The sequence below is a fragment of the Maricaulis maris genome, from assembly GCF_003634045.1.
Lineage (GTDB): Bacteria > Pseudomonadota > Alphaproteobacteria > Caulobacterales > Maricaulaceae > Maricaulis > Maricaulis maris.
The window spans coordinates 201,435-222,982 of record NZ_RBIM01000002.1 but is presented as its reverse complement, the minus strand read 5'-3'; the positions used below and the strand labels follow the sequence as shown (position 1 = coordinate 222,982).

Genomic DNA, 21,548 nt, shown 5'->3' with positions numbered 1-21,548 from the left:
CGTTTGCAATGACATATCAAACTTGCCGCCGCGGCAAACCCGCGTTACGGCTCCGGCCAAAGCCGTCGGACAAGATTTGTCCGCCAAACAACCGAATAGCAACAGGAGTGCTGCTGTGGATTTCGCTCTCACAGAAGATCAGACCCTGATCCGCGACATGGCGAGAAAATTCGCCGAAGACCGTCTGAAGCCCAATGCCGCGCAGTGGGACGAGGAAAAGCACTTCCCCGTCCAGGTGATGCGCGAAGCCGCCGAGCTGGGTTTCGCCGGCATCTACACGGCCGAGGATGTTGGCGGATCGGCGCTGTCGCGCCTCGATGCCGCGATCATCTTTGAAGAGTTGTCGCGCGGCTGTGTGCCGACCGCGGCTTTCCTGTCGATCCACAACATGTGCGCCTGGATGATCGACAGCTGGGGCACCGAGGACCAGCGCCAGCGCTTCCTGCCTGGAATGATGTCGATGGAGAAGATCGCCTCCTATTGCCTGACCGAGCCGGGTGCCGGGTCGGATGCCGCCAATCTGCGGACCAAAGCCGTACGCGATGGCGACCACTACGTGCTCAACGGTGCCAAGGCCTTCATCTCGGGTGCCGGTACATCGGATTATTATGTCGTCATGTGCCGCACCGGCGGCGACGGACCCAAAGGCATCTCGACCATCGTCGTCGAGAAGGACACGCCGGGCCTCTCCTTTGGAGCGAACGAGCGGAAAATGGGCTGGAATGCCCAGCCGACCCGCGTTGTCACCTTCGAGGATTGCCGCGTGCCGGCTGCCAACCTGCTGGCGGAAGAGGGGATGGGCTTCACCCTGGCGATGAAGGGCCTCAATGGCGGCCGCATCAATATCGGCGCCTGCTCGCTGGGCGGCGCCACCGAGGCTTTCGAACTGGCGAAAGACTATGTCGGCACGCGCAAGCAGTTCGGCCGCGAGATCGGGCAATTCCAGGTCACCCAGTTCAAGCTGGCCGACATGGCCACCGAACTCGAAGCCTCGCGCATGATGCTTTATCGCGGCGCCGCGGCGATTGATGCCGGTGACCCGTCCGCCGCCAAGTATTGCGCGATGGCCAAGCGCTTTGCGACCGACACCTGTTTCGACGTCGCCAACCAGGCCCTGCAGCTGCATGGCGGCTATGGCTATCTCCAGGACTATCCGCTCGAACGCATCGTCCGCGATCTCCGCGTCCACCAGATCCTGGAAGGCACGAACGAGATCATGCGGGTGATTATCGCCAAGGATGTGATGAGGTAGGGAAACGCTGTTCGGGGACCCGGTTTCGCGTTATGATCTGACCATAATGCTGGTCAGGAGAAAATCATGATCGAAGTCGGTGTCCTGGAAGCCAAGACCCGGCTCTCCGCCCTGCTCGAGATGATCGAACAGGGTGAGGGGCCGATCGCGATCACCCGATACGGCAAGCGGATTGCGGTCCTTGCCAAGGATGTCAGCTATGACGAGCCGCCGCGCCTGTCCGGTACGGAATTGGCAGCGCGCTTGAAGGCTTTTCGCGAGCGCCAATCATCAGCGCCGGAACTGGACGGTCTTGTCTGGGACGAAATCAAGGACGAGAATCGGAAGTGACGCCGCTTGTCGTTGACGCATCAGCGGCCATCGCCTGGTTGGTGCGCTCGCAATCGGGGCCGGTGAGTGAAGCCTTTATCGGCAGGCTGGACGCTTACGAGTTGATCGCGCCGGATGTCTTTGCCTGGGAGATGGCCGACCTCCTGCGTCGCTTCACGTTGGCAGGCGTGCTGGACTTGGAGGAGGGTCTGGGTGAGTTGTCGGCTCTGGATATTCGTCATGCGCCTTCGCGACCGACCCAGCGGATATATGAGCTTGCACCTGTCGCCTTTGAGCTGAGGCTCAGCGTGTATGGTGCGGCCTATCTCGCCCTGGCGGCCGAAGCCGATGCGGAACTGGTCTCACGCGACAGAGCCCTGTTGACGGCGGCGCGGGCGCACGCCATCCCGTGTCACGACCTGAATGAGTAGAGCGGAAAAATCATGACCGACGAACCCGAAATCATCGCCCGCAAGATCGGCCAGGTTGGCCGGATCACGCTCAATCGTCCCAAGGCGCTCAATGCGCTGACCCATGGCATGTGCCTGTCGATGATCGAAGCGCTGCAGGCTTGGCGGAATGATGATGACGTTCAGGCCATCGTTGTGGACGGGGCTGGCGAGAAAGGGTTCTGCGCTGGCGGCGACATTCTCCAGCTGCACAATTCCGGCAAGGCGGGCGATGACAAGGCCTGGCTGTTCTGGCGCGATGAGTACCAGCTCAACACGCTGATCCATCACTATCCCAAACCCTATGTCGCCCTGATTGATGGCATCACCATGGGCGGCGGTGTGGGTGTGTCGGTTCATGGCTCGCACCGGGTCGCCGGCGACCGGACGATGTTGGCCATGCCAGAAACTGGGATCGGTTTTCACCCCGATGTCGGCGGTGCCTATTTCCTGCCGCGCCTCGCTGGCGAGATCGGCATCTGGATGGGGTTGACCGGCGCCCGTCTGAAAGCCCCCGATTGTGTCGCCGCGGGCCTCGCCACGCATTACTGCCCGTCCGGCCAGTTCGATGCGCTGGTCTCGGCTCTGGAGGCCGCTGACCTGACCGGCGAGGATGCGCTGGAAGTCCTGCTTGAGGAATATTCCGGCGATCCGGGTGACAGTGACCTCTCGGTGACGCGCGGCCTGATTGATGCGGCCTTTGCCGGTGATAGCGTCGAAGATATCCTCGCCCGCATCGCGGCGGCCGGTGACCCTTGGTCGGCCAAACAGGCGAAAGTCCTCGCCACCAAATCACCGACCGCGCTCAAACTGACCCTGGCCTGCCTGCGCAAGGGCGCTGATCTCTCCTTCGAGGGTGTGATGTGCCAGGATTTGCGGGTGTCCAGCTGGTGCCTGACCGGGACCGATTTCTACGAGGGCGTCCGGGCCGTGATCATTGACAAGGACCACGCGCCGAATTGGGCGCCGGCCGCAGATGACAGCGCGATCGAAAAGGCGTTCGCACCGCTTGATGCGGCCCATGAGATGAGCTTTCTCGACGAGGCCTGACGGTCACGACACGCAGACCACCAAGAAGACACCACAAAGAACACCACCATCCACCGGGAGACACAAAATGGCCCGCATCGCCTTTATCGGACTTGGAAACATGGGCTCCGGCATGGCCGCCAACCTGGTCAAGGCCGGCCATGAGGTCCACGCTTTCGACCTCAGCGCCGACGCAGTTGCCCACGCCGTGGAGCAGGGCGCCAAAGCCGCCGGTTCGGCGGTGGATGCGGTCACCGGCTCTGATGCCGTGGTCACCATGCTGCCCGCGGGCAAGCATGTCCGCGGTGTCTATGAGGGCCAGATCTTCGACGCCGCAGCGCCTGGTACGCTTTTCCTCGATTGCTCGACCATTGATGTCGACAGTGCGCGCCATGTCGGCGGCCTCGCGGTGGACAAGGGATTCCGTTTTGTCGATGCACCCGTTTCAGGCGGCGTCGCGGCGGCACAGGCTGGCACGCTGACCTTCATGGTCGGTGGCTCTGAGAGTGACTTTGCGGCGGCCGAACCGATCCTCGATGCGATGGGCAAGGCGGTGATCCGCGCCGGCGATGTCGGTGCCGGCCAAGCCGCCAAGATCTGCAACAACATGCTGCTGGCGATCACCATGATCGGCACCTGCGAGGCGTTTGCCCTGGCCGAGAAACTGGGTCTGGACCAACAGAATTTCTTCGACATTGCCTCCAAGGCGTCCGGCCAGTCCTGGTCGATGACGTCCTATTGCCCGGTGCCGGGTCCGATCCCGACCACGCCGGCGAATAACGGCTACACGCCGGGCTTTGCCACAGCGATGATGCTGAAAGATCTCAAGCTCGCCCAGGACGCGGCACAAAGCGCCGGGGCGACCACGCCGCTGGGTGCGCAGGCCGAAGCGCTCTATGCCATGTTCGACAATCTTGGCGGCGGTTCGGCAGATTTTTCGGGCATCTACAAACTGCTCGATGGCAGCTGGCAGAACAGGTGATTCGCATTTGAGCGTGCCTGTTAAGGGGATTTTTGCGCTTTCACATTACAGTCCTCACTGAACGTAAAAAACGATCATCAAAGATCGGGTGGAGTGTGTGTGATGGCGATGGCAGAAAGCGTGGCACCGGAAGCGGCGCCGAGTTCCGACTATCTTGAGCTTCTTCAACTGGTGGAACGTCTCCACCGGCAATTGCTTGATGTGGTCAAGGACGAGCTGGACCGCGAGGGACTGGACGATCTGAACAGTGTGCAGGCTCTGCTGTTGTTCAATATCGGTGACCAGGAACTGACCGCCGGCGAATTGCGTACGCGTGGCCATTATCTTGGCTCGAATGTCTCCTACAATCTGAAAAAGCTTGTTGATGCCGGCTATATCCGCCACGAGCGTTCGGCCGTTGATCGTCGTTCGGTCCGGGTCAGCCTGACCGAGAACGGGTTTGCCGTGTGTGGCCATCTCAACAAGCTGTTCGATCGTCAGGGCACGGCACTGAATCCGGTCGGCGGAGTAGATGTCGACCAGCTGCCGGGCATCAACACCGCGCTGGCCCGTATCGAGCGTTTCTGGGCCGATCATATCCGCTTCCGGATGTAGCCGAACTTTCCAGCGATCAAATCTGCAACACCACCGCTATCCTTGCCGGACAGCGGTGGTTTGTCGTGCCTGGAACCCTTGTTCCCGCGCGCTCGGCGGTTGTGCTAGTTTTCACCAGAGTCGGTCTGGCGGGTCGACCTTGCCGGTAAGGCGTGGTCGAGCGTTGGAACGAGGCGAGGGGGACGAGGCGAGGGGGACGAGGCATGACCAAACACCGTATCTACACAATGAGCTTTTCTTCCGTCTATCCGCACTATGTCGCCAAGGCGGAACGCAAGGGGCGGAAGAAGGCAGAGGTCGATGAGATCATTTGCTGGCTGACGGGATACAGCCAAACTGAGCTGGATGCCCGGATTGCGGCCGGGACAGATTTCGAGACCTTCTTCGCCACAGCGCCGTGTCTCAACCCCTTGAGGCGTTTGATCAAGGGCGTGGTCTGCGGTGTCCGCGTGGAAGAGGTCGAGGATGCGACGATGCAAGAGATCCGCTATCTCGACAAGCTTGTCGACGAGCTGGCACGCGGCAAGGCGATGGTACGGATACTGCGCACAGCCTGACGATCCGTCGGCCATTTGATCATGCGCGGGCATGAAATGCAGCGTCGCCATCGGGCGTTGTTCCTGGCTTTCGATCGTGCAAGCCCTCAATTTTATAGGGATATAGTTCGCGTCACTGCAGGTTGTTGTGATATTTCATGGGGGTGCGGCTGTCTGTCCTGTCGCCCTGGCGTGGCAATGCGGCTAGACAGGCTGTCAGATCACGACATGATCGGGCACGCACCACGAAAGGCCCCGAGATGAATTATGAACGCGCCTTTGAAGATGCTGTCCGCCGGGTCAAGGCCGAAGGGCGCTATCGCGTCTTTGCTGACCTGCTGCGCCGCAAGGGCGAGTTTCCGGTTGCACGCTGGCGCTCGGAAGACGGCAAGGTGCGTGATGTCACGGTCTGGTGCTCCAACGATTATCTCGGCATGGGGCAATTGCCCTGCGTCGTCGAGTCGATGAAAAAAGCGATCGATGATGTCGGGTCCGGCGCCGGCGGCACGCGCAATATTTCGGGCACAACGCATTATCATGTCGAGCTGGAGCGGTCGCTCGCCGATCTGCACCAGAAGGACGCGGCGCTGCTCTTCACCTCGGGCTATATTGCCAATGAGGCGACGCTGGCGACGCTCGGCAAAATCCTGCCGGGCCTGATCATGTTCTCCGATGAACTCAATCACGCCTCGATGATCGAAGGCGTGAAGGGCGCGCGCTGTGAAAAGCGGATCTGGCGCCATAATGACATCGCCCATCTTGAGGAATTGCTGGCCGCAGCGCCGCCGGACGCGCCGAAAGTCATCGCGTTTGAATCCGTCTACTCGATGGACGGTGATATCGGGCCGCTGGAAGCCGTCTGTGATCTCGCCGAGAAGTACGGCGCGCTGACCTATCTCGACGAAGTCCATGCTGTGGGGCTCTACGGTCTGCGCGGCGCCGGCATCGCCGAGCGCGAAGGGCTGATGGACCGGATCGACATTGTCGAAGGCACGCTCGGCAAGGCTTTCGGTGTGATGGGTGGGTATATCGCAGCCGACGGGGCCATCGTCGACGCCATCCGTTCGCTGGCACCTGGCTTCATTTTCACCACGGCGCTGCCGCCGGCATTGGCCGCCGGGGCCCGGGCCAGTGTCGAATATCTCAAGGCCGGCCATCACTTGCGCGAACAACATCAGGAACGCGCCGCGACGCTCAAGGCCAAGCTGAGCGATGCCGGTTATCCGGTGATGCCCTCGATGACCCATATCGTACCGGTCAAGGTCGGTGATCCGGTCTTGTGCAAGCGCATGTCCGACATGCTGCTGGAAGATCATGGCATCTACGTGCAGCCGATCAATTATCCGACGGTACCGCGCGGAACCGAGCGCTTGCGGCTGACACCGACACCGCTGCACAGCGATGAAATGTTTGACCAACTCATTGCGGCTCTCGATGATGTCTGGGAACGGGCTTGCGAACAGACCGGGGTGGCCCGGGCCTGACAGGCAGCGCCCGCATGCCGAGGTAGCAAGATGGCCGGCGACATATTCGTCGAAATCCAGCGTGTGGGGAATGCGTTGCGCGTTGCGGCGATCGACGCCACGACGGCTGAAGAAGTTGTCTTTCAGGTGCCGTCAAACACGCCGCGGGCCAGTATCGACGATCTGGCCCGGGCCAAGCTGGCCTGGAAACTCAAGCGCGCCTCCGCCAACGAAAAACGGCCGGACACAAGGCCCGGCCGTCGCGGAATCGAAGTCTAGGTGCGGTCGGCTTAGCCGTCTTTCTTGCCGCGGCCCAGACCGATATCCTTGGCAAACTGCGAGCGCTTGCGCGAATAGGCCGGTGCCACCATCGGGTAATCCGATGGCAGGCCCCATTTCCGGCGATAATCATCCGGCGACATGTTGTATTGCGAGCGCAGATAGCGCTTGAGCATTTTCAGTTTCTTGCCGTCTTCCAGACAGACAATGTAGTCGTCGGCGACAGACTTGGACACGGCAACGGCCGGTTTGGTCTTCGGCTCCGGCTTCACTTCGGATTCCGAAACTTCCTTCATGGTTGCGTGGACAGACCGGATCAGGTCAGGAACATTATCTGCCGGCATGGAGTTGTGCGAGAGATAAGATGCGACGACATCGGTCGTCATTCGCAGCAATTCTTCCTTGTCGACGTCAGGGAGCATGTCTTCGGCCATCGGGGCAACCTTTCAAACGTTGTCTTGCTTTTGTCACAAGTGGTGACTTCATTCATTATTGCAATGGGTGATCGGTATTATGAGTTGATGTTCAGTTCAAGCGTGTGAGTATGAATATCTTTCATGCGCGATACCACACATAACACTGCGTAAGTAAACTGGCTGACCTGGGCTGGTGGGCAGCAGACCTGTCATACCGTCAATTGCCCGCTTGCCCCGTCGGGAGCAGCACCTTATCACACGGGTCAAATATGATGAGGATGTGTCATGCCCGATACCCAGGTCGAAGCCGGTAATGAAAGCCCGTTTTTCACGCGCTCCATCGTCGAGAGTGATCGTGAGATCGCGCACGCCATTCATGAGGAAATCCAGCGCCAGCAGAGCCAGATCGAGCTGATTGCGTCGGAGAATATCGTGTCGCGAGCCGTGCTCGAGGCACAAGGCTCGCCGCTGACCAATAAATACGCGGAGGGTTATCCTGGTCGTCGTTATTATGGCGGCTGCGAGCATGTCGATGTGGTCGAGACCCTGGCCATCGAGCGCGCCAAGGCGCTGTTCGGCGCCCAGTACGCCAATGTCCAGCCCAATTCCGGCAGCCAGGCCAACCAGGGCGTTTTCCTCGCCCTGCTTCAGCCGGGTGATACTATTCTCGGCATGTCGCTGGACGCGGGTGGACACCTCACCCACGGCGCCCGCCCGAACATGTCCGGCAAATGGTTCAACGCCGAGAGCTATGGCGTGCGCGAGAGCGATGCGCGCATCGACTATGACGCGGTACGCGCCAAGGCGCAGGAGGTCCGGCCACAGCTGATCATTGCCGGAGGCTCGGCTTATCCGCGCGAGATCGATTTTGCCGAATTCCGCAAGATCGCCGACGAGGTCGGCGCCTGGTTCATGGTCGACATGGCGCATGTTGCCGGCCTGGTCGCGGGCGGGGTCTATCCCAATCCGATGCCGCACGCCCATGTCTGCACCACGACGACCCACAAGACATTGCGTGGCCCGCGTGGCGGCATGATCCTCACCAATGACGCCGATCTCGGCAAGAAGTTCAATTCGGCCATTTTCCCGGGCCTGCAGGGTGGCCCGCTGATGCATGTCATCGCCGGCAAGGCCGTGGCCTTCGGTGAAGCGCTGCAGCCGGAATTCAAGGATTATGTCAAACAGGTCGTCGCCAATTGCCAGGCGCTGGCCAAGGCCATCACCGATGGCGGATATGCGATCGTCTCGGGCGGCACCGACAGTCATCTCGCACTTGTTGACCTGCGCCCCAAGGGTCTGAAGGGCAATATTGCCGAGCAGGCGCTCGAGCGTGCCTACATCACCTGCAACAAGAACGGCGTTCCTTTCGACCCGGAGAAGCCGACCGTCACCTCCGGCTTGCGCGTCGGCTCGCCTGCCGCGACCACGCGAGGCTTCGGTGAAGCCGAATTTACCTTGGTTGGCGAGTTGATGGTGAAGGTCCTCGACTCCTTGGTTGATGCGCCCGACGGCAATGCCGAAATCGAGGCTGAAGTGCGCGAGGCGGTGAAGGCGCTCACGGCACGCTTCCCCATCTATCCCGAACTGGCCTAAGATACCCGCATGCGTTGTCCTTTTTGCGGTCATCCTGACACCCAGGTCAAAGATTCCCGTCCTGCCGAGGACGGGAATGCCATCCGGCGTCGGCGGCAATGCCCGTCCTGCGCGGCCCGTTTCACCACGTTCGAGCGCGTGCAGCTGCGCGAGCTGACGGTGATGAAGAAGTCGGGACGCCGGGTGCCGTTTGATCGTGAAAAGCTCAATCGCTCGATCCAGCTGGCGATGCAGAAGCGCAATATCGAACCGGACCGGATCGACCAGATGATTTCCGGCATCGTGCGCCGCCTCGAATCGACCGGCGAGACCGATGTCACCTCGGATCGCGTCGGTGAACTGGTGATGGAAGGCCTGAAAAACCTCGATGCTGTGGCCTATGTCCGCTACGCCTCGGTCTACAAGGACTTCCACAAGGTTGAGGATTTCCGCGAATTCATCACCGATGAAGCGCTCACCGCTCATTTCGGCGAACCTGACGACGACGGCGGGGCATGACCGGCACCGAGCGACCGCGGGTCACGCTCAAGCTTGCCACCTCGCTCGACGGCATGATTGCGCTGGGCAATGGCGCGTCCAAATGGATCACCGGTCCCGAAAGCCGTGCCGTGGTGCACCGGATGCGGGCGGCGCATGATGCCATTCTCACCGGTATCGGCACCGTACTCGCCGATAACCCGCAATTGACGGCTCGGCCCGAAGGCGGCTGCGAGCGCCAGCCGGATGTCATCATCATGGACTCAACCGGGCGGACACCGGGCGATGCCGCCGTGTTCAAGGGCGGCGACCGGTCGGTGACCTTGATCCCGCACCGTGATCTTGCTCGCGCCATCACCGGCCATGAGCGTGTGATGGTCGAGGCGGGTGGCAAGATAGCCGCCGCCATGATCAAGGCGAACCTGGTTGATTGCATCGAATGGTTCCGCGCTCCGATCGTTCTCGGCGGCGACGGATTGCCTGTGATGGCAGCGCTGGGCCTTGAGACGCTGGATGAAGCCCCCATTTTCAGGCGGACCGGTGTCGTTGAACGCGGCGCCGACCTGCAGGAAACATACGAACGGATACGCTGATGTTCACCGGGATTGTCACCGCCAAGGGCCGCATCCGCGCGATCAGTGGCGAGACTGTGCGACGCTTTGAGATCGAGGCGCCCTATGACGCCGACACGATCGCGCTCGGTGCGTCGATCGCCCATGCCGGCACCTGCCTGACCGTGGTCGACAAGGGCGTGTCGGGCGAGGGCTGCTGGTTTGCGGTCGAGATTTCCCCGGAGACACTTCGCCTGACCACACTCGGCGACTGGCGCGAGGGTGACCCGGTCAATCTTGAACGTGCGCTGGCACTGGGCGAGGAGCTGGGCGGGCACCTGGTTACCGGCCATGTCGATGGTGTCGGCGAACTTGTCGAGCGGCGCGATGAGGGCGAGTGGATCGTGCTGACCGTGCGGCCCCCGGCCGAACTCAACCGTTTCATCGCCCGCAAGGGTTCGATCACCGTTGATGGCGTGTCGCTGACCGTCAATGACGTGACCGCCGACAGCTTTGATCTCATGATCATTCCCCACACAGCCGAGGTCACGACGCTGGGCGCGCTGCAAATTGGCGCGCACGTCAATCTTGAGGTTGACCTCATGGCGCGCTACGCCGCCCGCCTGAGCGAATTCTCGCCGGCCTGATATTTGGAGACGCGCGTGAGCGACATCCCACTTTCCCCCATCGAGGACGTCATTGAGGATGCGCGCAATGGGCGCATGTTCATCCTGGTCGATGCCGAGGACCGCGAGAATGAGGGCGACCTGGTCATCCCCGCGAAGTTCGCCACGCCGGACGCGGTCAACTTCATGGCCAAGCATGGCCGCGGCCTGATCTGCTTGGCGATGAGCCAGGAGCGGGTCGAACAGCTCGATCTCAAATTGATGTCCAGCGACAATCGCTCGCGCCACCAGACCGCCTTCACCACCTCGATCGAAGCGCGTGAGGGCGTCACCACCGGCATTTCCGCTCATGACCGGGCCCGTACCATCGAAGTTGCGACCGACCCGTCCAAGGGCGCCGACGATATCGCCACGCCGGGCCATGTCTTCCCGCTGGTTGCCCGTGATGGCGGCGTGCTGGTCCGCGCCGGCCACACCGAGGCCTCGGTTGATGTCGCGCGTCTGGCCGGTGCCGGTTCGGCCGGTGTGATCTGCGAGATCATGAATGAGGACGGGTCGATGGCGCGCCTGCCGGACCTTGTCGCCTTTGCCCAGTTGCACGGTCTCAAAATCGGCACGATTGCCGACCTGATTGCCTATCGTCGCAAGAATGACCGCTTCATCGAGCGCCGGATCGAAAGCGAGTTCACCAGTCAATTTGGCGGTCCGTTCAAACTGATCGTCTTCCGCAACACCCTGGACGGTGCCGAGCATGTGGCGCTGGTCAAGGGCGAACCGAATGCGTCGGAACCCACGACGGTGCGCATGCACAAGGTCAGTTTCGTCGACGATGTCCTGCATGAGAGCGGTCCGCGCGGTGAGCTGATCGAGGCCGGGATCCGCGCCATCGCTGAGGCCAAGGGACCGGCGGTGATGGTCTTTATCCGCGAGACCTCGCACACCGCCATCATCGAGCGCCTTGGCGCCCATCCCAGCCTGCCGCAGGACGAGCGTGAAGCGCGGCGTCTGCGCGAATATGGTGTCGGCGCCCAGATCCTGCTCGATCTCGGCGTGCGCGACATGGTGCTTTTGTCAACCAAGCCGCAGACGATTGTGGGCTTGGAAGGATATGGTCTGTCCATCCGCGAAGAGCGGCATTTTCCGGAGGGTGACGCATGAGCGCGCCGAAATATCTCATCATTGCGGGCACCTTCTACCGTGATATCGCCGATGCCCTGATCAAGGGCGCCGTTGAAGCCGTTGAGGCCAAGGGCTTTGCCCATGACGTTGTGGAAGTTCCCGGCGCGCTGGAAATTCCCGGCACCATCGCCCAGGCCGAAAAGGCCGGGGCCGGCTATGACGGCTATGTTGCTTTGGGATGTGTCATTCGTGGCGAAACCTCTCATTACGACTATGTCTGCGGCGAATCTGCGCGGGGAATCATGGATTTGAACCTGCGTGCCATTCCCGTCGGAAATGGTATCCTGACGGTCGAGAACCGCGCCCAGGCCTTGAAGCGGGCGGTCGACAAGAATAAAGGCGCGGACGCAGCCAATGCAGCGATGATGCTGATCGAGCTGCGCAATCGCTTCAGGAGCGCGTGAGCATGGCCACTGCCAGCAAGGAAACCCCGTCGGAAAGCCGCGCCCGTCTGCGTCGGGCGGCCCGTCTGTCCGCTGTTCAGGCGCTCTACCAGATGGAAATCGGCGGGCTGGGTGCCAGTGCTGTCATCCGCGAGTTTCGCGACCATCGTTTCGGCGCCGACCATGAAGGTCCGGAATATGTTGAGGCGGATGAGGATTTCTTCGAGAGCCTGGTGGCCGGCGTGGTCGAGCGCCAGGCCGAGGTCGATCCGGCGATGGATGCGCTGTTGGCCGACAAATGGCGCCTAGAACGTCTCGATGCGACCGTGCGTGCGATCCTGCGTGTCGGCGGTTTTGAACTCCTGTACCGCAAGGACGTTCCGGCCCGCGTTGTGATCGACGAATATATCGAGGTCGCCAATGCCTTCTTCGAGGGCTCGGAACCCAAATTCATCAATGCAGCCTTTGATCGCTGCGCCCGCGGCGCCCGTCCGGACGAATTCTAGGCGATGGCCGGCGACGGCGAGTTCGACTTCATCCGACAGCGGCTGCAGCCGCTGACAGAAGGCGATCCCGCCGCTCTCGACCTGGCCGACGACGCCGCCTTGCTGACACCCGGAGCGGGCGAGGATCTGGTGCTGGCCTGCGACACACTGGTTGCCGGCGTGCATTTCCTCGAGACCGACACGCCGCAAGTCGTCGCGAGCCGGACGCTGCGGACCAACCTGTCCGACCTGGCCGCCATGGGCGCCGTTCCGCGGGCCTATCTGTCGGCCATCGCCTGGCCGCGCGAGCTGGATGCTGATTGGCGCGCCGCATTCACGGCTGCCTTGCACCGTGAGCAGGCGGGGTTCGGTCTCACCCTGATCGGCGGCGACACCACATCGACACCGGGCCCCCTGACGATCAGCCTCACCCTGGTCGGAACCGTGCCGGCCGGAACCGCGCTGCGTCGCAACGGCGCGCGTATTGGCGATGATGTCTGGATCTCCGGCGTGGTTGGCGATGCCGGTCTTGGCCTGAAGGCGGCCGGTGGGGCAGGGGGCGACCTCGCCGCTTGTTGCGCCGCCTATGAGGCGCCAGAGCCGCGCTTGGCGCTCGGGCAGGCGCTGCGCGGTTTCGCCAGTGCAGCAATTGACGTCTCTGACGGGTTGCTGGCCGATGCCGGTCATGTCGCGATGGCGAGCCGCTGTGCGATCCGGATTGATGTCGATGCCGTGCCGCATTCGCCCACCGCGCACGCTTGGCTGCGCGACGGTGGACAGGTCGAAACGCTTTTGACCTCGGGTGATGATTATGAACTCCTGTTTACCGCATCGTCGGACGACAGCGCTGCGCTGACAGCGCTGGGCGGTCGGCTTGGTCTGTCGTTGACCCGGATTGGTGCGGTGCGTGATGGGGCCGGCGTCGTGGCCGAAACCGCCGACGGGCGCCGCCTTGAGCCGCAGACGGCCGGGTTTACGCATTTTTGAGGCAAGTCTGTCAGTCTCCTGTCGTGATTGAGAGGCTGTCATGCGTTCCGTCTTTGCATTCCTGTTTGCTGCCCTTCTGGTGTCGGCTTCGCCAGTGCCGGGCTTGGCCTTGGCGTCGCCGCCGGCGGATTCCGGAAATGAGTCCGAAGGCGGCCAGCGTGGCAACCGCATCCTGACGCTCTTCAATCTTGCCGGGTCCGACGACGAAGAGGACGAAGTCGAGGAAGAGGACGAGGATGATCCGCGTTCCTTCACCATGCCGACCGTGGTCGCGCCCTTGTCGCGCGAAGGCCGGCTGACCGGCTTTGCCTACGTGCAGATCCGGGTCCGTATCGCTGACGGGCAGAATATCTGGTCCATCCGCGACGACGCGCATTACGCGCTCGATGCTGCCGTCCGGGCGGCCTATCGCAATTCCGTGTCCAATGTCGAAGGCTCCGGCCTCGACGTGACGCGGGCGGTGGCCGTGTGGCAGGCGGCGTTGGCCGAGCATTACGGACCGCGGGCAATCGAGCGTGTCGAGATTCGCAATGCCGATACCCGGCTCTTTCGTCGATAATTCTATATTGCGCTGCAGCAAGTCAATGTTTTGACTTGTTAAAGAGTGCGTGTTGCACCGCTCTAATGCTTTGGGCATAGTCCCCCCAACAATAAGAACAAAAGCGGGGAGATGTCTAAGGTCGGCGTGGGCACACGCGCATGACTCCCTGCATTCATTCCGAGACCACAACGAAGTGAACAAACGGGGCTGGAATCCATGAACATGCTTTTGTTGGCCATTGCGGCAGCTGTTCTCGCCATCATCTACGGGGTCGTGCAGACCCAGCGTTTGATGGCGGCGAGTGCAGGCACTGAGAAGATGCAGGAAATCGCATCGGCCATTCAGGAAGGCGCGAACGCCTACCTCAAACGTCAATACACCACCATCGGCATCGTCGGCGTCGCCGTCTGCGTCCTGATCGCTGTCTTCCTTGGTTGGCAGGTCGCGCTGGGTTTCGCCATTGGCGCCGTCCTGTCGGGCGCTGCCGGTTTTATCGGCATGCTGGTCTCGGTCCGCGCGAATGTGCGCACCACCCAGGCTGCCAGCACGAGCCTGGCTGCAGGCCTGGCCGTCGCGTTCCGCTCCGGTGCGGTGACCGGCATGTTGGTCGCCGGTTTGGCCCTGCTGGGTGTCGCTGGCTATTACTGGATTCTGACCGGTCCGATGGGCTTCGTGCTCGGCAGTGAAGAGAATGGCCGGGTCATCATCGACTCCTTGGTCGCGCTCGGCTTCGGCGCGTCGCTGATCTCGATTTTCGCCCGTCTCGGCGGCGGTATCTTCACCAAGGGTGCGGATGTCGGTGGCGACATGGTCGGCAAGATTGAAGCGGGTATTCCCGAAGACGATCCGCGGAATGCCGCCACCATTGCCGATAATGTCGGTGACAATGTCGGTGATTGCGCCGGCATGGCGGCTGACCTGTTCGAGACCTATGCCGTGACCGTGGTTGCCACCATGGTGCTCGCCGCCATCTTCTTCACCGGCGGACTGGCCACCACAATGGTGCTCTATCCGCTGATGATCGCGGCGGCTTGTATCGTCACGTCCATCATCGGCACCTTCTTTGTCAGCCTGGGCAAGGGCACCAATGTGATGGGGGCGCTCTACAAGGGCCTCATCGTTGCCGGTGTCTTGTCCATCGGTGCGCTTTATTTCGTGACCGATTTCACGATCGGCATGGGCGATATCGCCGAGGTCAATGGCAAGATGATCACCGGCATGAACCTGTTCTATTCCGGGATCATCGGCCTGGTCGTCACGGCGGCCATTATCTGGGTCACTGAATACTACACCGGCACCGAGTACCGCCCGGTCAAATCGGTCGCCCTGGCGTCTGAGTCCGGGCACGGCACAAATGTCATCCAGGGCCTCGCGGTTTCGCTGGAATCGACGGCGCTGCCGGCCCTGATCATCATTGGCGGCATCCTCGGCACCTACATGCTGGCGGGCCTGTTCGGCATTGCCATCTCGGTGACAACCATGCTGGCGCTCGCTGGCTTGATCGTGGCTCTCGATGCCTTCGGGCCGGTCACCGATAATGCCGGCGGTATCGCTGAAATGGCTGGGCTCGATGAAAGCGTCCGCAACACGACCGACACGCTGGACGCCGTGGGCAACACGACCAAGGCGGTCACCAAGGGCTATGCGATCGGTTCCGCCGGTCTCGGCGCCCTGGTCCTGTTTGCGGCCTATACGACCGATGTTGAACACCTGCTTGGCATCCAGCCGGACTTCTCGCTCGAGAATCCGTATGTGATCGTCGGCCTGCTGTTCGGCGGGCTGCTGCCTTACCTGTTCGGTGGCATGTCGATGATGGCGGTGGGCCGTGCGGCCACGGCCGTGGTCGCCGAAGTGCGCCGCCAGTTCAAGGAAATCCCGGGCATCATGGAGTACAAGGCAAAGCCGGATTATGGCCGCGCCGTGGACATCCTGACCAAGGCCGCGATCCGCGAGATGATCGTGCCATCGCTTCTGCCCGTCCTGTCGCCGATCGTGCTCTACTTTGCCATCAATGCCATCGCCGGTCAGGCGCAGGCACTGGCGGCAGTCGGCGCGATGCTTCTGGGTGTCATCGTCAATGGCCTGTTTGTCGCGGTCTCCATGACTGTCGGCGGCGGCGCTTGGGACAATGCCAAGAAGTATATCGAAGACGGCCATCATGGCGGCAAGGGCTCGGAAGCCCACAAGGCCTCCGTGACCGGCGATACCGTCGGTGATCCCTACAAGGACACCGCCGGCCCGGCTGTGAACCCGATGATCAAGATCACCAATATCGTGGCCTTGCTGCTGCTGGCCTTCCTGGCCCACTAGTCAGGCAGGATCATCGAGACGATCTGGGAGCTCCGGCCAGCGGCCGGAGCTCCTTCTTTTTGCCAGGGTCTCGCAGCGCGATTTCCAGGTTTCCTCGGCGTCGGAATAGGCGGCCTGACAGGCCCGCCAGACCGGATGCGCTTCGCTCTCCCCAATCCCCTGGATAACCGATCCATGGCCTGGGAACGGGAGTGATGATGGGGTGGGCGAAAAGGGGGGCGGACAAGTTTTCTCGATTTTTTGATGTGGCGCGCTTTCCCTCTCCCTTGGGAGAGGGTCAGGGTGAGGGGCAAGTCCCGGTGGGCGGAGGCGTTTCCCCCCTCATCCGCGTTGTGCGCACCTTACTCCCAGGGAGACGGCAAGTGGCCGGGAGCGGGGTCGGCACGTCGACGTCGCGCTCGGCGCGGGGCAATCGTTCGGCGGTGGCGATGGATCGTCGAGCGGCGATGATTGGCGGGGTCAGGTCAGCTAGCCTTGCTTCATGGCTGCGGCACCGGAACCCGCCGCGATAGCAAGGAGACAGGTCTTCCATGACGCATATTTTGACGATTGCCCTGGCGGCGGGGCTGGCCGCATGTTCCGCGAATACCGGTTCAACTCCGGCTGTGATGGCGCACGATCAGGCGGTAGACGCGATAGCGCGTGAATGGGTCGAAGCGCATGACTTCAATGGCGTCATCATGTCGAGCGCGCCAGGGCACCCAGCCTATCAACTGGTCGTTGGCGTGGCGGACCCGGATACCGCGCGGCCGCTGACAGCGGATACGGCATTCCAGACCGGCTCGGTCGAGAAGTATTTCGCGGCAATCGTGGTTTTCGCCCTGATGGATGAGGGGGTGCTGGACATTGACACCCCGATCTCGGCCTATCTTCCCGATTACCGGAGCGATACCGGCGACCAGCTGACCCTGCGCCATATCCTGAGCAATCAGTCAGGCCTTCCCAATGACATTCTCCAGGCGTTCCGACGGGCTGCCAATGGCGAGATGGAGGCGGTCGAAGCGATCCGTGTCCCTGATGCTGTTTCGCTCTACGCCAGCGGTGATCTCGGCTTCGAGCCGGGGGCGCAATTCGACTATGTCCTGTCGAATTGGCTTTTGGTTCAACACCTTCTGGAGGAAGTGACAGGCCTGCCTTACCCGCAATTGCGGGCGCGCTTTGTCTTCGATCCGGCGCAAATGCGCCAGAGTGGCGGCTATCTCAACGACCTGTTCAATACCGACCCGCGGGTAGATGATGTCGCGATCGGATTCGACCCGGGCGACCCGGCGGGGCAGGGCGATTATTGGTCGCCGAGCTTTTTTCGCGGCAGCTATACGACCGCGGCGGACATGATCGCACTGGAGCGGGCGCTTGCCGATGGGCGTGTGTTGAGCGCGGCGCGCCTGGAGTTGTTCCGGACGGTGCAGGCGCCACAGCAAGCCTATGCTTTTGGCGGCCGCTATCGGGACTGGGAGCTGTGTGGCGAGCCCCGCCTTGTCTCGACCCAGTCGGGCTCCAACGGGGCGTCCAACATGACGTCGGCCTTCGATATCCAGTCAGGTTACGCCGTGGCCATCATGACCAATGTGGATGAAAGCCAGGGTGAAATGTTCGCCCTGTCAGCGCGATTGATGGAAACCATGATGGGATGTGGTGAATAATCCCGAGCGCTGCCGGCGAACGTCCTTGGATGACAAACGCCGCTGAGGCCGGCCTGTGTCCGGGCCTTCAGCAAAGAAAAGCCCCGACCGGATGGTCGGGGCTTTTTTTGTGGATGCGACGCTGTTATGCCGATCGTCTTACTGGTCCCGACGCGGGCCGCCGGCGCCGCCGGGCAGGTTCTGTTCGCCACCGAATTGTTCCGTCGGGAGCCGTCCGACATTGCCGAGCAGCTGCTCGAGGAAGGTCAGCTCCCGGCCACGGGTCGGGGTTTCGCGACCGGCATAGGCGACGACGCGGCCGTCTTCCAGACCGTATTCAGACACTTCGCTGACCACGCCCTCTGCGTCGAAGGTGACGGCAATGATGCGGCGATCGCGCGTGGCGGGCCGCAGATAGGCGAGGCTCTCGCGTGTCGCGGAGATGTAATACCAAGTATTGTCTTCAAATGTGCCACGGGTCGACGGGTTGCCAAGGCGCGACAATACGGAGCTTTCCGTGTCCTCGGCGACCACGATATTGGGCTCTTCCTGCGTCGTGTAGCGATAGCCGTGCGAGCGGAGGACCGGATTGCAGGCCGAGGCGCCGATCGCGCAAGCGGCAATCAGGACTGTAAGGCTAACGCGACGCTTCATCAGGAACTCCTGCGACATGGGATCAGCCCCGCGCGACGTGATGACGCGTGCGGCCCTGTCTTGACCTAACCAAGGGCGAGCTTAGCTTCAAGCGCCAATTCTTGGGAGTGCGGATCGCATGTTGAACCGTCTTTTCAGCCGCAAGCCGGAAAAACGCCGGGCCGAGGCATTGTATCGTGACGTCGTGACAGCGGCCCGCGCGCCGCATCTCTATGCCGGGCTTGGCGTGCCGGACACGGTGGAGGGCCGGTTCGAGATGATCATCCTGCATTGCGCCGTGGTCGTATTGACCCTGAAGCCGGTCGACAGCGACCCGGCCCGCGGGCTCAGCCAGGCGCTGTTTGACACCATGTTTGATGATTTCGACGCCGCCATGCGCGAAATGGGAGTCGGGGATTCGGGCGTCGGCAAGAAAATCCGCTTCATGGCGCAGGGGTTTTATGGCCGTGCCGAAGCCCTTCGCGATGCCATCGACAGTCCCGATCCCGGCCAATTGCAGGCCGTGCTGGCGCGGAATGTGTTCAATGCCGGGCCGGATGATCCGCGTGCGCCCGCCCTTGCCCTATACGTCAACTCGGCGGTCGAGGCGCTGAACGGCCAGGGCGGGCAAGCGCTTCTTGATGGCGCGGCGCCCGATTTCCCGCAATCCTGATCGCCGCCTTGCTGCCTTGCATTGCTTCGGTCATGGTCTAAGTTCCGCGAGCTTTTTGGCGCATGGCGCCTCTGCGAGGGACTGAGCACCGCTACTCATGACAGGTATCCCCACGATTTCGGTCGACGCCATGGGCGGCGATCTCGGACCGGAGGCGGTCGTCGAGGGCATCGGACACGCGCTCAAGCGCTGGCCGGACCGCAAGGCAACCTACCTCCTTCACGGCGACGAGGCCTTGCTGGCCCCCTTGCTGGCCAAACATCCCAAGGTCGCCGCCGTGTGCGAGCTGCGCCACACCGACACGCTGGTCCAGATGACTGACAAGCCCAGCGAAGCCGTGCGCCGGGCGCGCGGCTCGTCGATGTGGAACGCGATCCAGAGCGTCAAGGCGGGTGAGGCGGGCGCCATCGTGTCGTCGGGCAATACCGGCGCATTGATGGCGATCAGCAAGGTCATCCTGCGCATGAAGAAGGGCGTCCACCGCCCCGCGATCTCGGCCAACTGGCCGACCCCGAAGGGCCACACCGTGGTGCTCGATGTGGGGGCCAATGTTCAATGCAATGCGACCCAGCTGGTCGAGTTTGCGATCATGGGCGAGGCCTATCATCGTGCCGTGTTCGGCGGCGAGGCGCCCAGTGTCGGCCTGTTGAATGTCGGTCAGGAAGAACTCAAGGGCAATGACACCGTCCGTGAGGCCGATCAGCTGATCCGCAAGGCCAATCTGGACATCGCGTATCAGGGCTTCATCGAGGGCAATGACATTTCCGCCGGCGGTATCGATGTCGTCGTCACCGACGGTTTCACCGGCAATATTGCGCTGAAAACGGCTGAAGGCACGGCCCGCCTCGTGGCCGGCTGGGTGCGTGATGCGCTGACCAGTTCGCTGCTGGCCAAGCTGGCGGCCGGCCTGTTGTCGCTGGGCGCGCTTGAACGCCTGCGTCAGCGCATGGATCCGCGCTATATCAATGGCGGCGTGCTGCTGGGTCTCAAGGGCATCGTGGTAAAGTCCCATGGCGGTGCCGATGGCGAGGGCTTTGCCTCGGCACTCGGCCTTGCCTATGTCATGGCGCAGAGCGATTTCATGGCCCAGATTCGCGCCAATCTCGACAAGTTTGCCAGTTTCGAAGAACAGGAAGTCGCAGCCGCGTCATGACTGAATTGAGTTCGCGTATAGCCGGTATCGGCTCGCATCTGCCCGAACGGATTCTCACCAATGATGAGATCTCGGCGATGGTGGATACCAGCGACAGCTGGATCCGCGAGCGCACGGGGATCCGCCAGCGCCATATTGCGGGCGAGGGGGTGACCACTTGTGATCTGGCCGAACGGGCAGCCCGGCGTGCGCTGGACGATGCCGGTCTGGCCGCGGAAGACCTCGACCTGATCGTGGTTGCCACCACGACGCCGGATTTCACCTTCCCGTCGGTTGGCACCATGTTGCAGGCGCGCCTCGGGGCGACCAAGGGCGCCGCGTTTGACGTCCAGGCTGTGTGCACCGGCTTTGTCTATGCGCTTGCCATGGCGGACAACATGATCGCTCGTGGTCAGGCCCGGACCGCTCTGGTGGTGGGCGCCGAGACCATGTCGCGTATCCTCGACTGGACCGACCGTTCGACCTGCGTCCTGTTCGGTGACGGCGCCGGTGCCATGGTGTTGCAGGCCGACGAGACCGCCAGCGGTCCCGAGCGGTCCGGCATTCTGGGCACCTATCTGCGCTCGGACGGGCGTTTCAAGGATTTGCTGCACGTCGATGGCGGTCCGTCCTCGACGGGCACGGTCGGGCATTTGCGCATGGTCGGCAATCAGGTCTTCCGGCACGCCATCACCAATATTGCAGAGTCGATGACCACGATTGCGGGCCGGTCAGGCGTCACGATCGAGGAGGTTGACTGGTTCGTGCCGCACCAGGCCAATCAGCGCATTCTCGAGGGTGTCGCGCGCAAGTTGTCGATCCCGACCGAGAAGGTGATTTCCACCGTCGCCGACCATGGCAACACGTCGGCAGCCTCGGTCCCGCTGGCTTTTGACCGCGCTGTGCAGGACGGTCGGATCAAGCGGGGCGACCTGGTTTTGATGGAAGCATTGGGCGGCGGATTTACCTGGGGCGCAGCCCTGGCCCGGTTCTGATCGACATTTTCCAGAGTTTCTCGCACCTATCCAAGACCTTGGCGTTGACCTG

At 62.1% G+C, this 21,548-nt stretch carries 25 protein-coding genes; 23 read left to right on the top strand and 2 right to left on the bottom strand.

What is annotated here, in order from left to right:
- Nucleotides 1-115: 115 nt before the first annotated feature.
- The 9 genes from C7435_RS04185 to C7435_RS04145 all read left to right on the top strand — a co-directional run bounded on the left by C7435_RS04185 (nucleotide 116) and on the right by C7435_RS04145 (nucleotide 6,893).
- On the top strand, nucleotides 116-1,252 hold the full coding sequence (locus tag C7435_RS04185) for an isobutyryl-CoA dehydrogenase (protein ID WP_121210162.1): 1,137 nt from the start codon (nucleotides 116-118) through the stop codon (nucleotides 1,250-1,252).
- 66 nt (nucleotides 1,253-1,318) lie between these two features.
- Nucleotides 1,319-1,582, top strand: coding sequence for a type II toxin-antitoxin system Phd/YefM family antitoxin (locus C7435_RS04180; RefSeq protein ID WP_121210161.1), 264 nt, complete (start codon nucleotides 1,319-1,321; stop codon nucleotides 1,580-1,582).
- Entirely contained in the window at nucleotides 1,579-1,992 is a 414-nt protein-coding gene (locus C7435_RS04175) for a type II toxin-antitoxin system VapC family toxin (protein WP_121210160.1), read from the top strand. Before C7435_RS04180 ends, C7435_RS04175 begins: the two co-directional genes overlap by 4 nt.
- Before the next feature lie 12 nt (nucleotides 1,993-2,004).
- Complete coding sequence (locus C7435_RS04170) at nucleotides 2,005-3,060, top strand: enoyl-CoA hydratase/isomerase family protein (protein ID WP_121210159.1); 1,056 nt, start codon at nucleotides 2,005-2,007, stop codon at nucleotides 3,058-3,060.
- A 67-nt stretch (nucleotides 3,061-3,127) separates the two neighbouring features.
- Nucleotides 3,128-4,021 carry a 3-hydroxyisobutyrate dehydrogenase gene (mmsB, locus tag C7435_RS04165; protein ID WP_121210158.1) on the top strand — a complete coding sequence of 298 codons (894 nt, stop codon included), beginning with the start codon at nucleotides 3,128-3,130 and terminating at the stop codon, nucleotides 4,019-4,021.
- A gap of 102 nt (nucleotides 4,022-4,123) precedes the next feature.
- Nucleotides 4,124-4,615: a transcriptional regulator LdtR gene (gene ldtR, locus C7435_RS04160; RefSeq protein WP_121210157.1), complete on the top strand. Its 492-nt coding sequence runs from the start codon at nucleotides 4,124-4,126 to the stop codon at nucleotides 4,613-4,615.
- A gap of 203 nt (nucleotides 4,616-4,818) precedes the next feature.
- Nucleotides 4,819-5,172 carry a DUF2200 domain-containing protein gene (locus C7435_RS04155; protein WP_121210156.1) on the top strand — a complete coding sequence of 118 codons (354 nt, stop codon included), beginning with the start codon at nucleotides 4,819-4,821 and terminating at the stop codon, nucleotides 5,170-5,172.
- 239 nt (nucleotides 5,173-5,411) lie between these two features.
- Nucleotides 5,412-6,635, top strand: coding sequence for a 5-aminolevulinate synthase (hemA, locus tag C7435_RS04150; protein WP_121210155.1), 1,224 nt, complete (start codon nucleotides 5,412-5,414; stop codon nucleotides 6,633-6,635).
- A 30-nt stretch (nucleotides 6,636-6,665) separates the two neighbouring features.
- On the top strand, nucleotides 6,666-6,893 hold the full coding sequence (locus C7435_RS04145; RefSeq protein WP_075189903.1) for a DUF6898 family protein: 228 nt from the start codon (nucleotides 6,666-6,668) through the stop codon (nucleotides 6,891-6,893).
- An 11-nt stretch (nucleotides 6,894-6,904) separates the two neighbouring features.
- On the opposite strand, the gene C7435_RS04140 is transcribed toward C7435_RS04145, so the two are convergent.
- Nucleotides 6,905-7,327, bottom strand: a complete 423-nt coding sequence (locus C7435_RS04140; RefSeq protein WP_075189902.1) for a Ros/MucR family transcriptional regulator — start codon at nucleotides 7,325-7,327, stop codon at nucleotides 6,905-6,907.
- Nucleotides 7,328-7,594: 267 nt separating this feature from the next.
- Between C7435_RS04140 and glyA the strand changes: the two genes are divergently transcribed.
- The 11 genes from glyA (at nucleotide 7,595) to C7435_RS04085 (ending at nucleotide 18,084) form a co-directional block, all read left to right on the top strand.
- Nucleotides 7,595-8,902 carry a serine hydroxymethyltransferase gene (gene glyA / locus C7435_RS04135; RefSeq protein WP_121210154.1) on the top strand — a complete coding sequence of 436 codons (1,308 nt, stop codon included), beginning with the start codon at nucleotides 7,595-7,597 and terminating at the stop codon, nucleotides 8,900-8,902.
- Nucleotides 8,903-8,911: 9 nt separating this feature from the next.
- On the top strand, nucleotides 8,912-9,400 hold the full coding sequence (gene nrdR / locus C7435_RS04130; RefSeq protein WP_075189900.1) for a transcriptional regulator NrdR: 489 nt from the start codon (nucleotides 8,912-8,914) through the stop codon (nucleotides 9,398-9,400).
- A complete protein-coding gene (locus tag C7435_RS04125; protein WP_121210153.1) occupies nucleotides 9,397-9,972 on the top strand; it encodes a RibD family protein in 576 nt (191 codons plus the stop codon). Before nrdR ends, C7435_RS04125 begins: the two co-directional genes overlap by 4 nt.
- Nucleotides 9,972-10,577, top strand: coding sequence for a riboflavin synthase (locus C7435_RS04120; RefSeq protein WP_121210152.1), 606 nt, complete (start codon nucleotides 9,972-9,974; stop codon nucleotides 10,575-10,577). Before C7435_RS04125 ends, C7435_RS04120 begins: the two co-directional genes overlap by 1 nt.
- 15 nt (nucleotides 10,578-10,592) lie before the next feature.
- The gene (gene ribB / locus C7435_RS04115) at nucleotides 10,593-11,714 is read left to right on the top strand and encodes a 3,4-dihydroxy-2-butanone-4-phosphate synthase (protein ID WP_121210395.1); all 1,122 of its coding nucleotides are present in this window, start codon (nucleotides 10,593-10,595) and stop codon (nucleotides 11,712-11,714) included.
- The gene (gene ribH, locus C7435_RS04110; protein WP_121210151.1) at nucleotides 11,711-12,139 is read left to right on the top strand and encodes a 6,7-dimethyl-8-ribityllumazine synthase; all 429 of its coding nucleotides are present in this window, start codon (nucleotides 11,711-11,713) and stop codon (nucleotides 12,137-12,139) included. The genes ribB and ribH overlap by 4 nt, the downstream gene beginning before the upstream one ends.
- Nucleotides 12,140-12,141: 2 nt before the next feature.
- The gene (nusB, locus tag C7435_RS04105) at nucleotides 12,142-12,624 is read left to right on the top strand and encodes a transcription antitermination factor NusB (protein ID WP_075189896.1); all 483 of its coding nucleotides are present in this window, start codon (nucleotides 12,142-12,144) and stop codon (nucleotides 12,622-12,624) included.
- A 3-nt stretch (nucleotides 12,625-12,627) separates the two neighbouring features.
- A complete protein-coding gene (gene thiL / locus C7435_RS04100) occupies nucleotides 12,628-13,590 on the top strand; it encodes a thiamine-phosphate kinase (RefSeq protein WP_121210150.1) in 963 nt (320 codons plus the stop codon).
- A gap of 40 nt (nucleotides 13,591-13,630) precedes the next feature.
- On the top strand, nucleotides 13,631-14,149 hold the full coding sequence (locus tag C7435_RS04095; RefSeq protein WP_121210149.1) for a hypothetical protein: 519 nt from the start codon (nucleotides 13,631-13,633) through the stop codon (nucleotides 14,147-14,149).
- A gap of 198 nt (nucleotides 14,150-14,347) precedes the next feature.
- The gene (locus tag C7435_RS04090; RefSeq protein ID WP_075189893.1) at nucleotides 14,348-16,441 is read left to right on the top strand and encodes a sodium-translocating pyrophosphatase; all 2,094 of its coding nucleotides are present in this window, start codon (nucleotides 14,348-14,350) and stop codon (nucleotides 16,439-16,441) included.
- Between the two features lie 530 nt (nucleotides 16,442-16,971).
- Entirely contained in the window at nucleotides 16,972-18,084 is a 1,113-nt protein-coding gene (locus C7435_RS04085; protein WP_121210148.1) for a serine hydrolase domain-containing protein, read from the top strand.
- A gap of 138 nt (nucleotides 18,085-18,222) precedes the next feature.
- Here the strand turns inward: C7435_RS04085 and C7435_RS04080 are convergent, their stop codons facing one another.
- Nucleotides 18,223-18,717 (bottom strand): outer membrane protein assembly factor BamE, encoded by a 495-nt coding sequence (locus C7435_RS04080; RefSeq protein WP_075189944.1) that lies wholly within the window; start codon nucleotides 18,715-18,717, stop codon nucleotides 18,223-18,225.
- Between the two features lie 118 nt (nucleotides 18,718-18,835).
- Between C7435_RS04080 and C7435_RS04075 the strand changes: the two genes are divergently transcribed.
- The 3 genes from C7435_RS04075 (at nucleotide 18,836) to C7435_RS04065 (ending at nucleotide 21,496) form a co-directional block, all read left to right on the top strand.
- Nucleotides 18,836-19,369 (top strand): ubiquinol-cytochrome C chaperone family protein, encoded by a 534-nt coding sequence (locus C7435_RS04075; RefSeq protein ID WP_121210147.1) that lies wholly within the window; start codon nucleotides 18,836-18,838, stop codon nucleotides 19,367-19,369.
- Nucleotides 19,370-19,466: 97 nt separating this feature from the next.
- Complete coding sequence (gene plsX, locus C7435_RS04070) at nucleotides 19,467-20,522, top strand: phosphate acyltransferase PlsX (RefSeq protein WP_075189890.1); 1,056 nt, start codon at nucleotides 19,467-19,469, stop codon at nucleotides 20,520-20,522.
- Nucleotides 20,519-21,496: a beta-ketoacyl-ACP synthase III gene (locus C7435_RS04065; protein WP_121210146.1), complete on the top strand. Its 978-nt coding sequence runs from the start codon at nucleotides 20,519-20,521 to the stop codon at nucleotides 21,494-21,496. Before plsX ends, C7435_RS04065 begins: the two co-directional genes overlap by 4 nt.
- Nucleotides 21,497-21,548: the final 52 nt, after the last annotated feature.

Coding starts and splice junctions, on each gene's coding strand:
- C7435_RS04065 (WP_121210146.1), top strand. CDS start 20,519: ATGACTGAATTGAGTTCGCGTATAGCCGGTATCGGCTCGCATCTGCCC.
- C7435_RS04080 (WP_075189944.1), bottom strand. CDS start 18,717: ATGAAGCGTCGCGTTAGCCTTACAGTCCTGATTGCCGCTTGCGCGATC.
- C7435_RS04170 (WP_121210159.1), top strand. CDS start 2,005: ATGACCGACGAACCCGAAATCATCGCCCGCAAGATCGGCCAGGTTGGC.
- thiL (WP_121210150.1), top strand. CDS start 12,628: ATGGCCGGCGACGGCGAGTTCGACTTCATCCGACAGCGGCTGCAGCCG.
- C7435_RS04085 (WP_121210148.1), top strand. CDS start 16,972: ATGACGCATATTTTGACGATTGCCCTGGCGGCGGGGCTGGCCGCATGT.
- C7435_RS04075 (WP_121210147.1), top strand. CDS start 18,836: ATGTTGAACCGTCTTTTCAGCCGCAAGCCGGAAAAACGCCGGGCCGAG.
- ribH (WP_121210151.1), top strand. CDS start 11,711: ATGAGCGCGCCGAAATATCTCATCATTGCGGGCACCTTCTACCGTGAT.
- C7435_RS04120 (WP_121210152.1), top strand. CDS start 9,972: ATGTTCACCGGGATTGTCACCGCCAAGGGCCGCATCCGCGCGATCAGT.
- plsX (WP_075189890.1), top strand. CDS start 19,467: ATGACAGGTATCCCCACGATTTCGGTCGACGCCATGGGCGGCGATCTC.
- C7435_RS04155 (WP_121210156.1), top strand. CDS start 4,819: ATGACCAAACACCGTATCTACACAATGAGCTTTTCTTCCGTCTATCCG.
- ldtR (WP_121210157.1), top strand. CDS start 4,124: ATGGCGATGGCAGAAAGCGTGGCACCGGAAGCGGCGCCGAGTTCCGAC.
- C7435_RS04140 (WP_075189902.1), bottom strand. CDS start 7,327: ATGGCCGAAGACATGCTCCCTGACGTCGACAAGGAAGAATTGCTGCGA.
- nusB (WP_075189896.1), top strand. CDS start 12,142: ATGGCCACTGCCAGCAAGGAAACCCCGTCGGAAAGCCGCGCCCGTCTG.
- mmsB (WP_121210158.1), top strand. CDS start 3,128: ATGGCCCGCATCGCCTTTATCGGACTTGGAAACATGGGCTCCGGCATG.
- hemA (WP_121210155.1), top strand. CDS start 5,412: ATGAATTATGAACGCGCCTTTGAAGATGCTGTCCGCCGGGTCAAGGCC.
- C7435_RS04090 (WP_075189893.1), top strand. CDS start 14,348: ATGAACATGCTTTTGTTGGCCATTGCGGCAGCTGTTCTCGCCATCATC.
- nrdR (WP_075189900.1), top strand. CDS start 8,912: ATGCGTTGTCCTTTTTGCGGTCATCCTGACACCCAGGTCAAAGATTCC.
- glyA (WP_121210154.1), top strand. CDS start 7,595: ATGCCCGATACCCAGGTCGAAGCCGGTAATGAAAGCCCGTTTTTCACG.
- C7435_RS04180 (WP_121210161.1), top strand. CDS start 1,319: ATGATCGAAGTCGGTGTCCTGGAAGCCAAGACCCGGCTCTCCGCCCTG.
- C7435_RS04095 (WP_121210149.1), top strand. CDS start 13,631: ATGCGTTCCGTCTTTGCATTCCTGTTTGCTGCCCTTCTGGTGTCGGCT.
- C7435_RS04145 (WP_075189903.1), top strand. CDS start 6,666: ATGGCCGGCGACATATTCGTCGAAATCCAGCGTGTGGGGAATGCGTTG.
- C7435_RS04125 (WP_121210153.1), top strand. CDS start 9,397: ATGACCGGCACCGAGCGACCGCGGGTCACGCTCAAGCTTGCCACCTCG.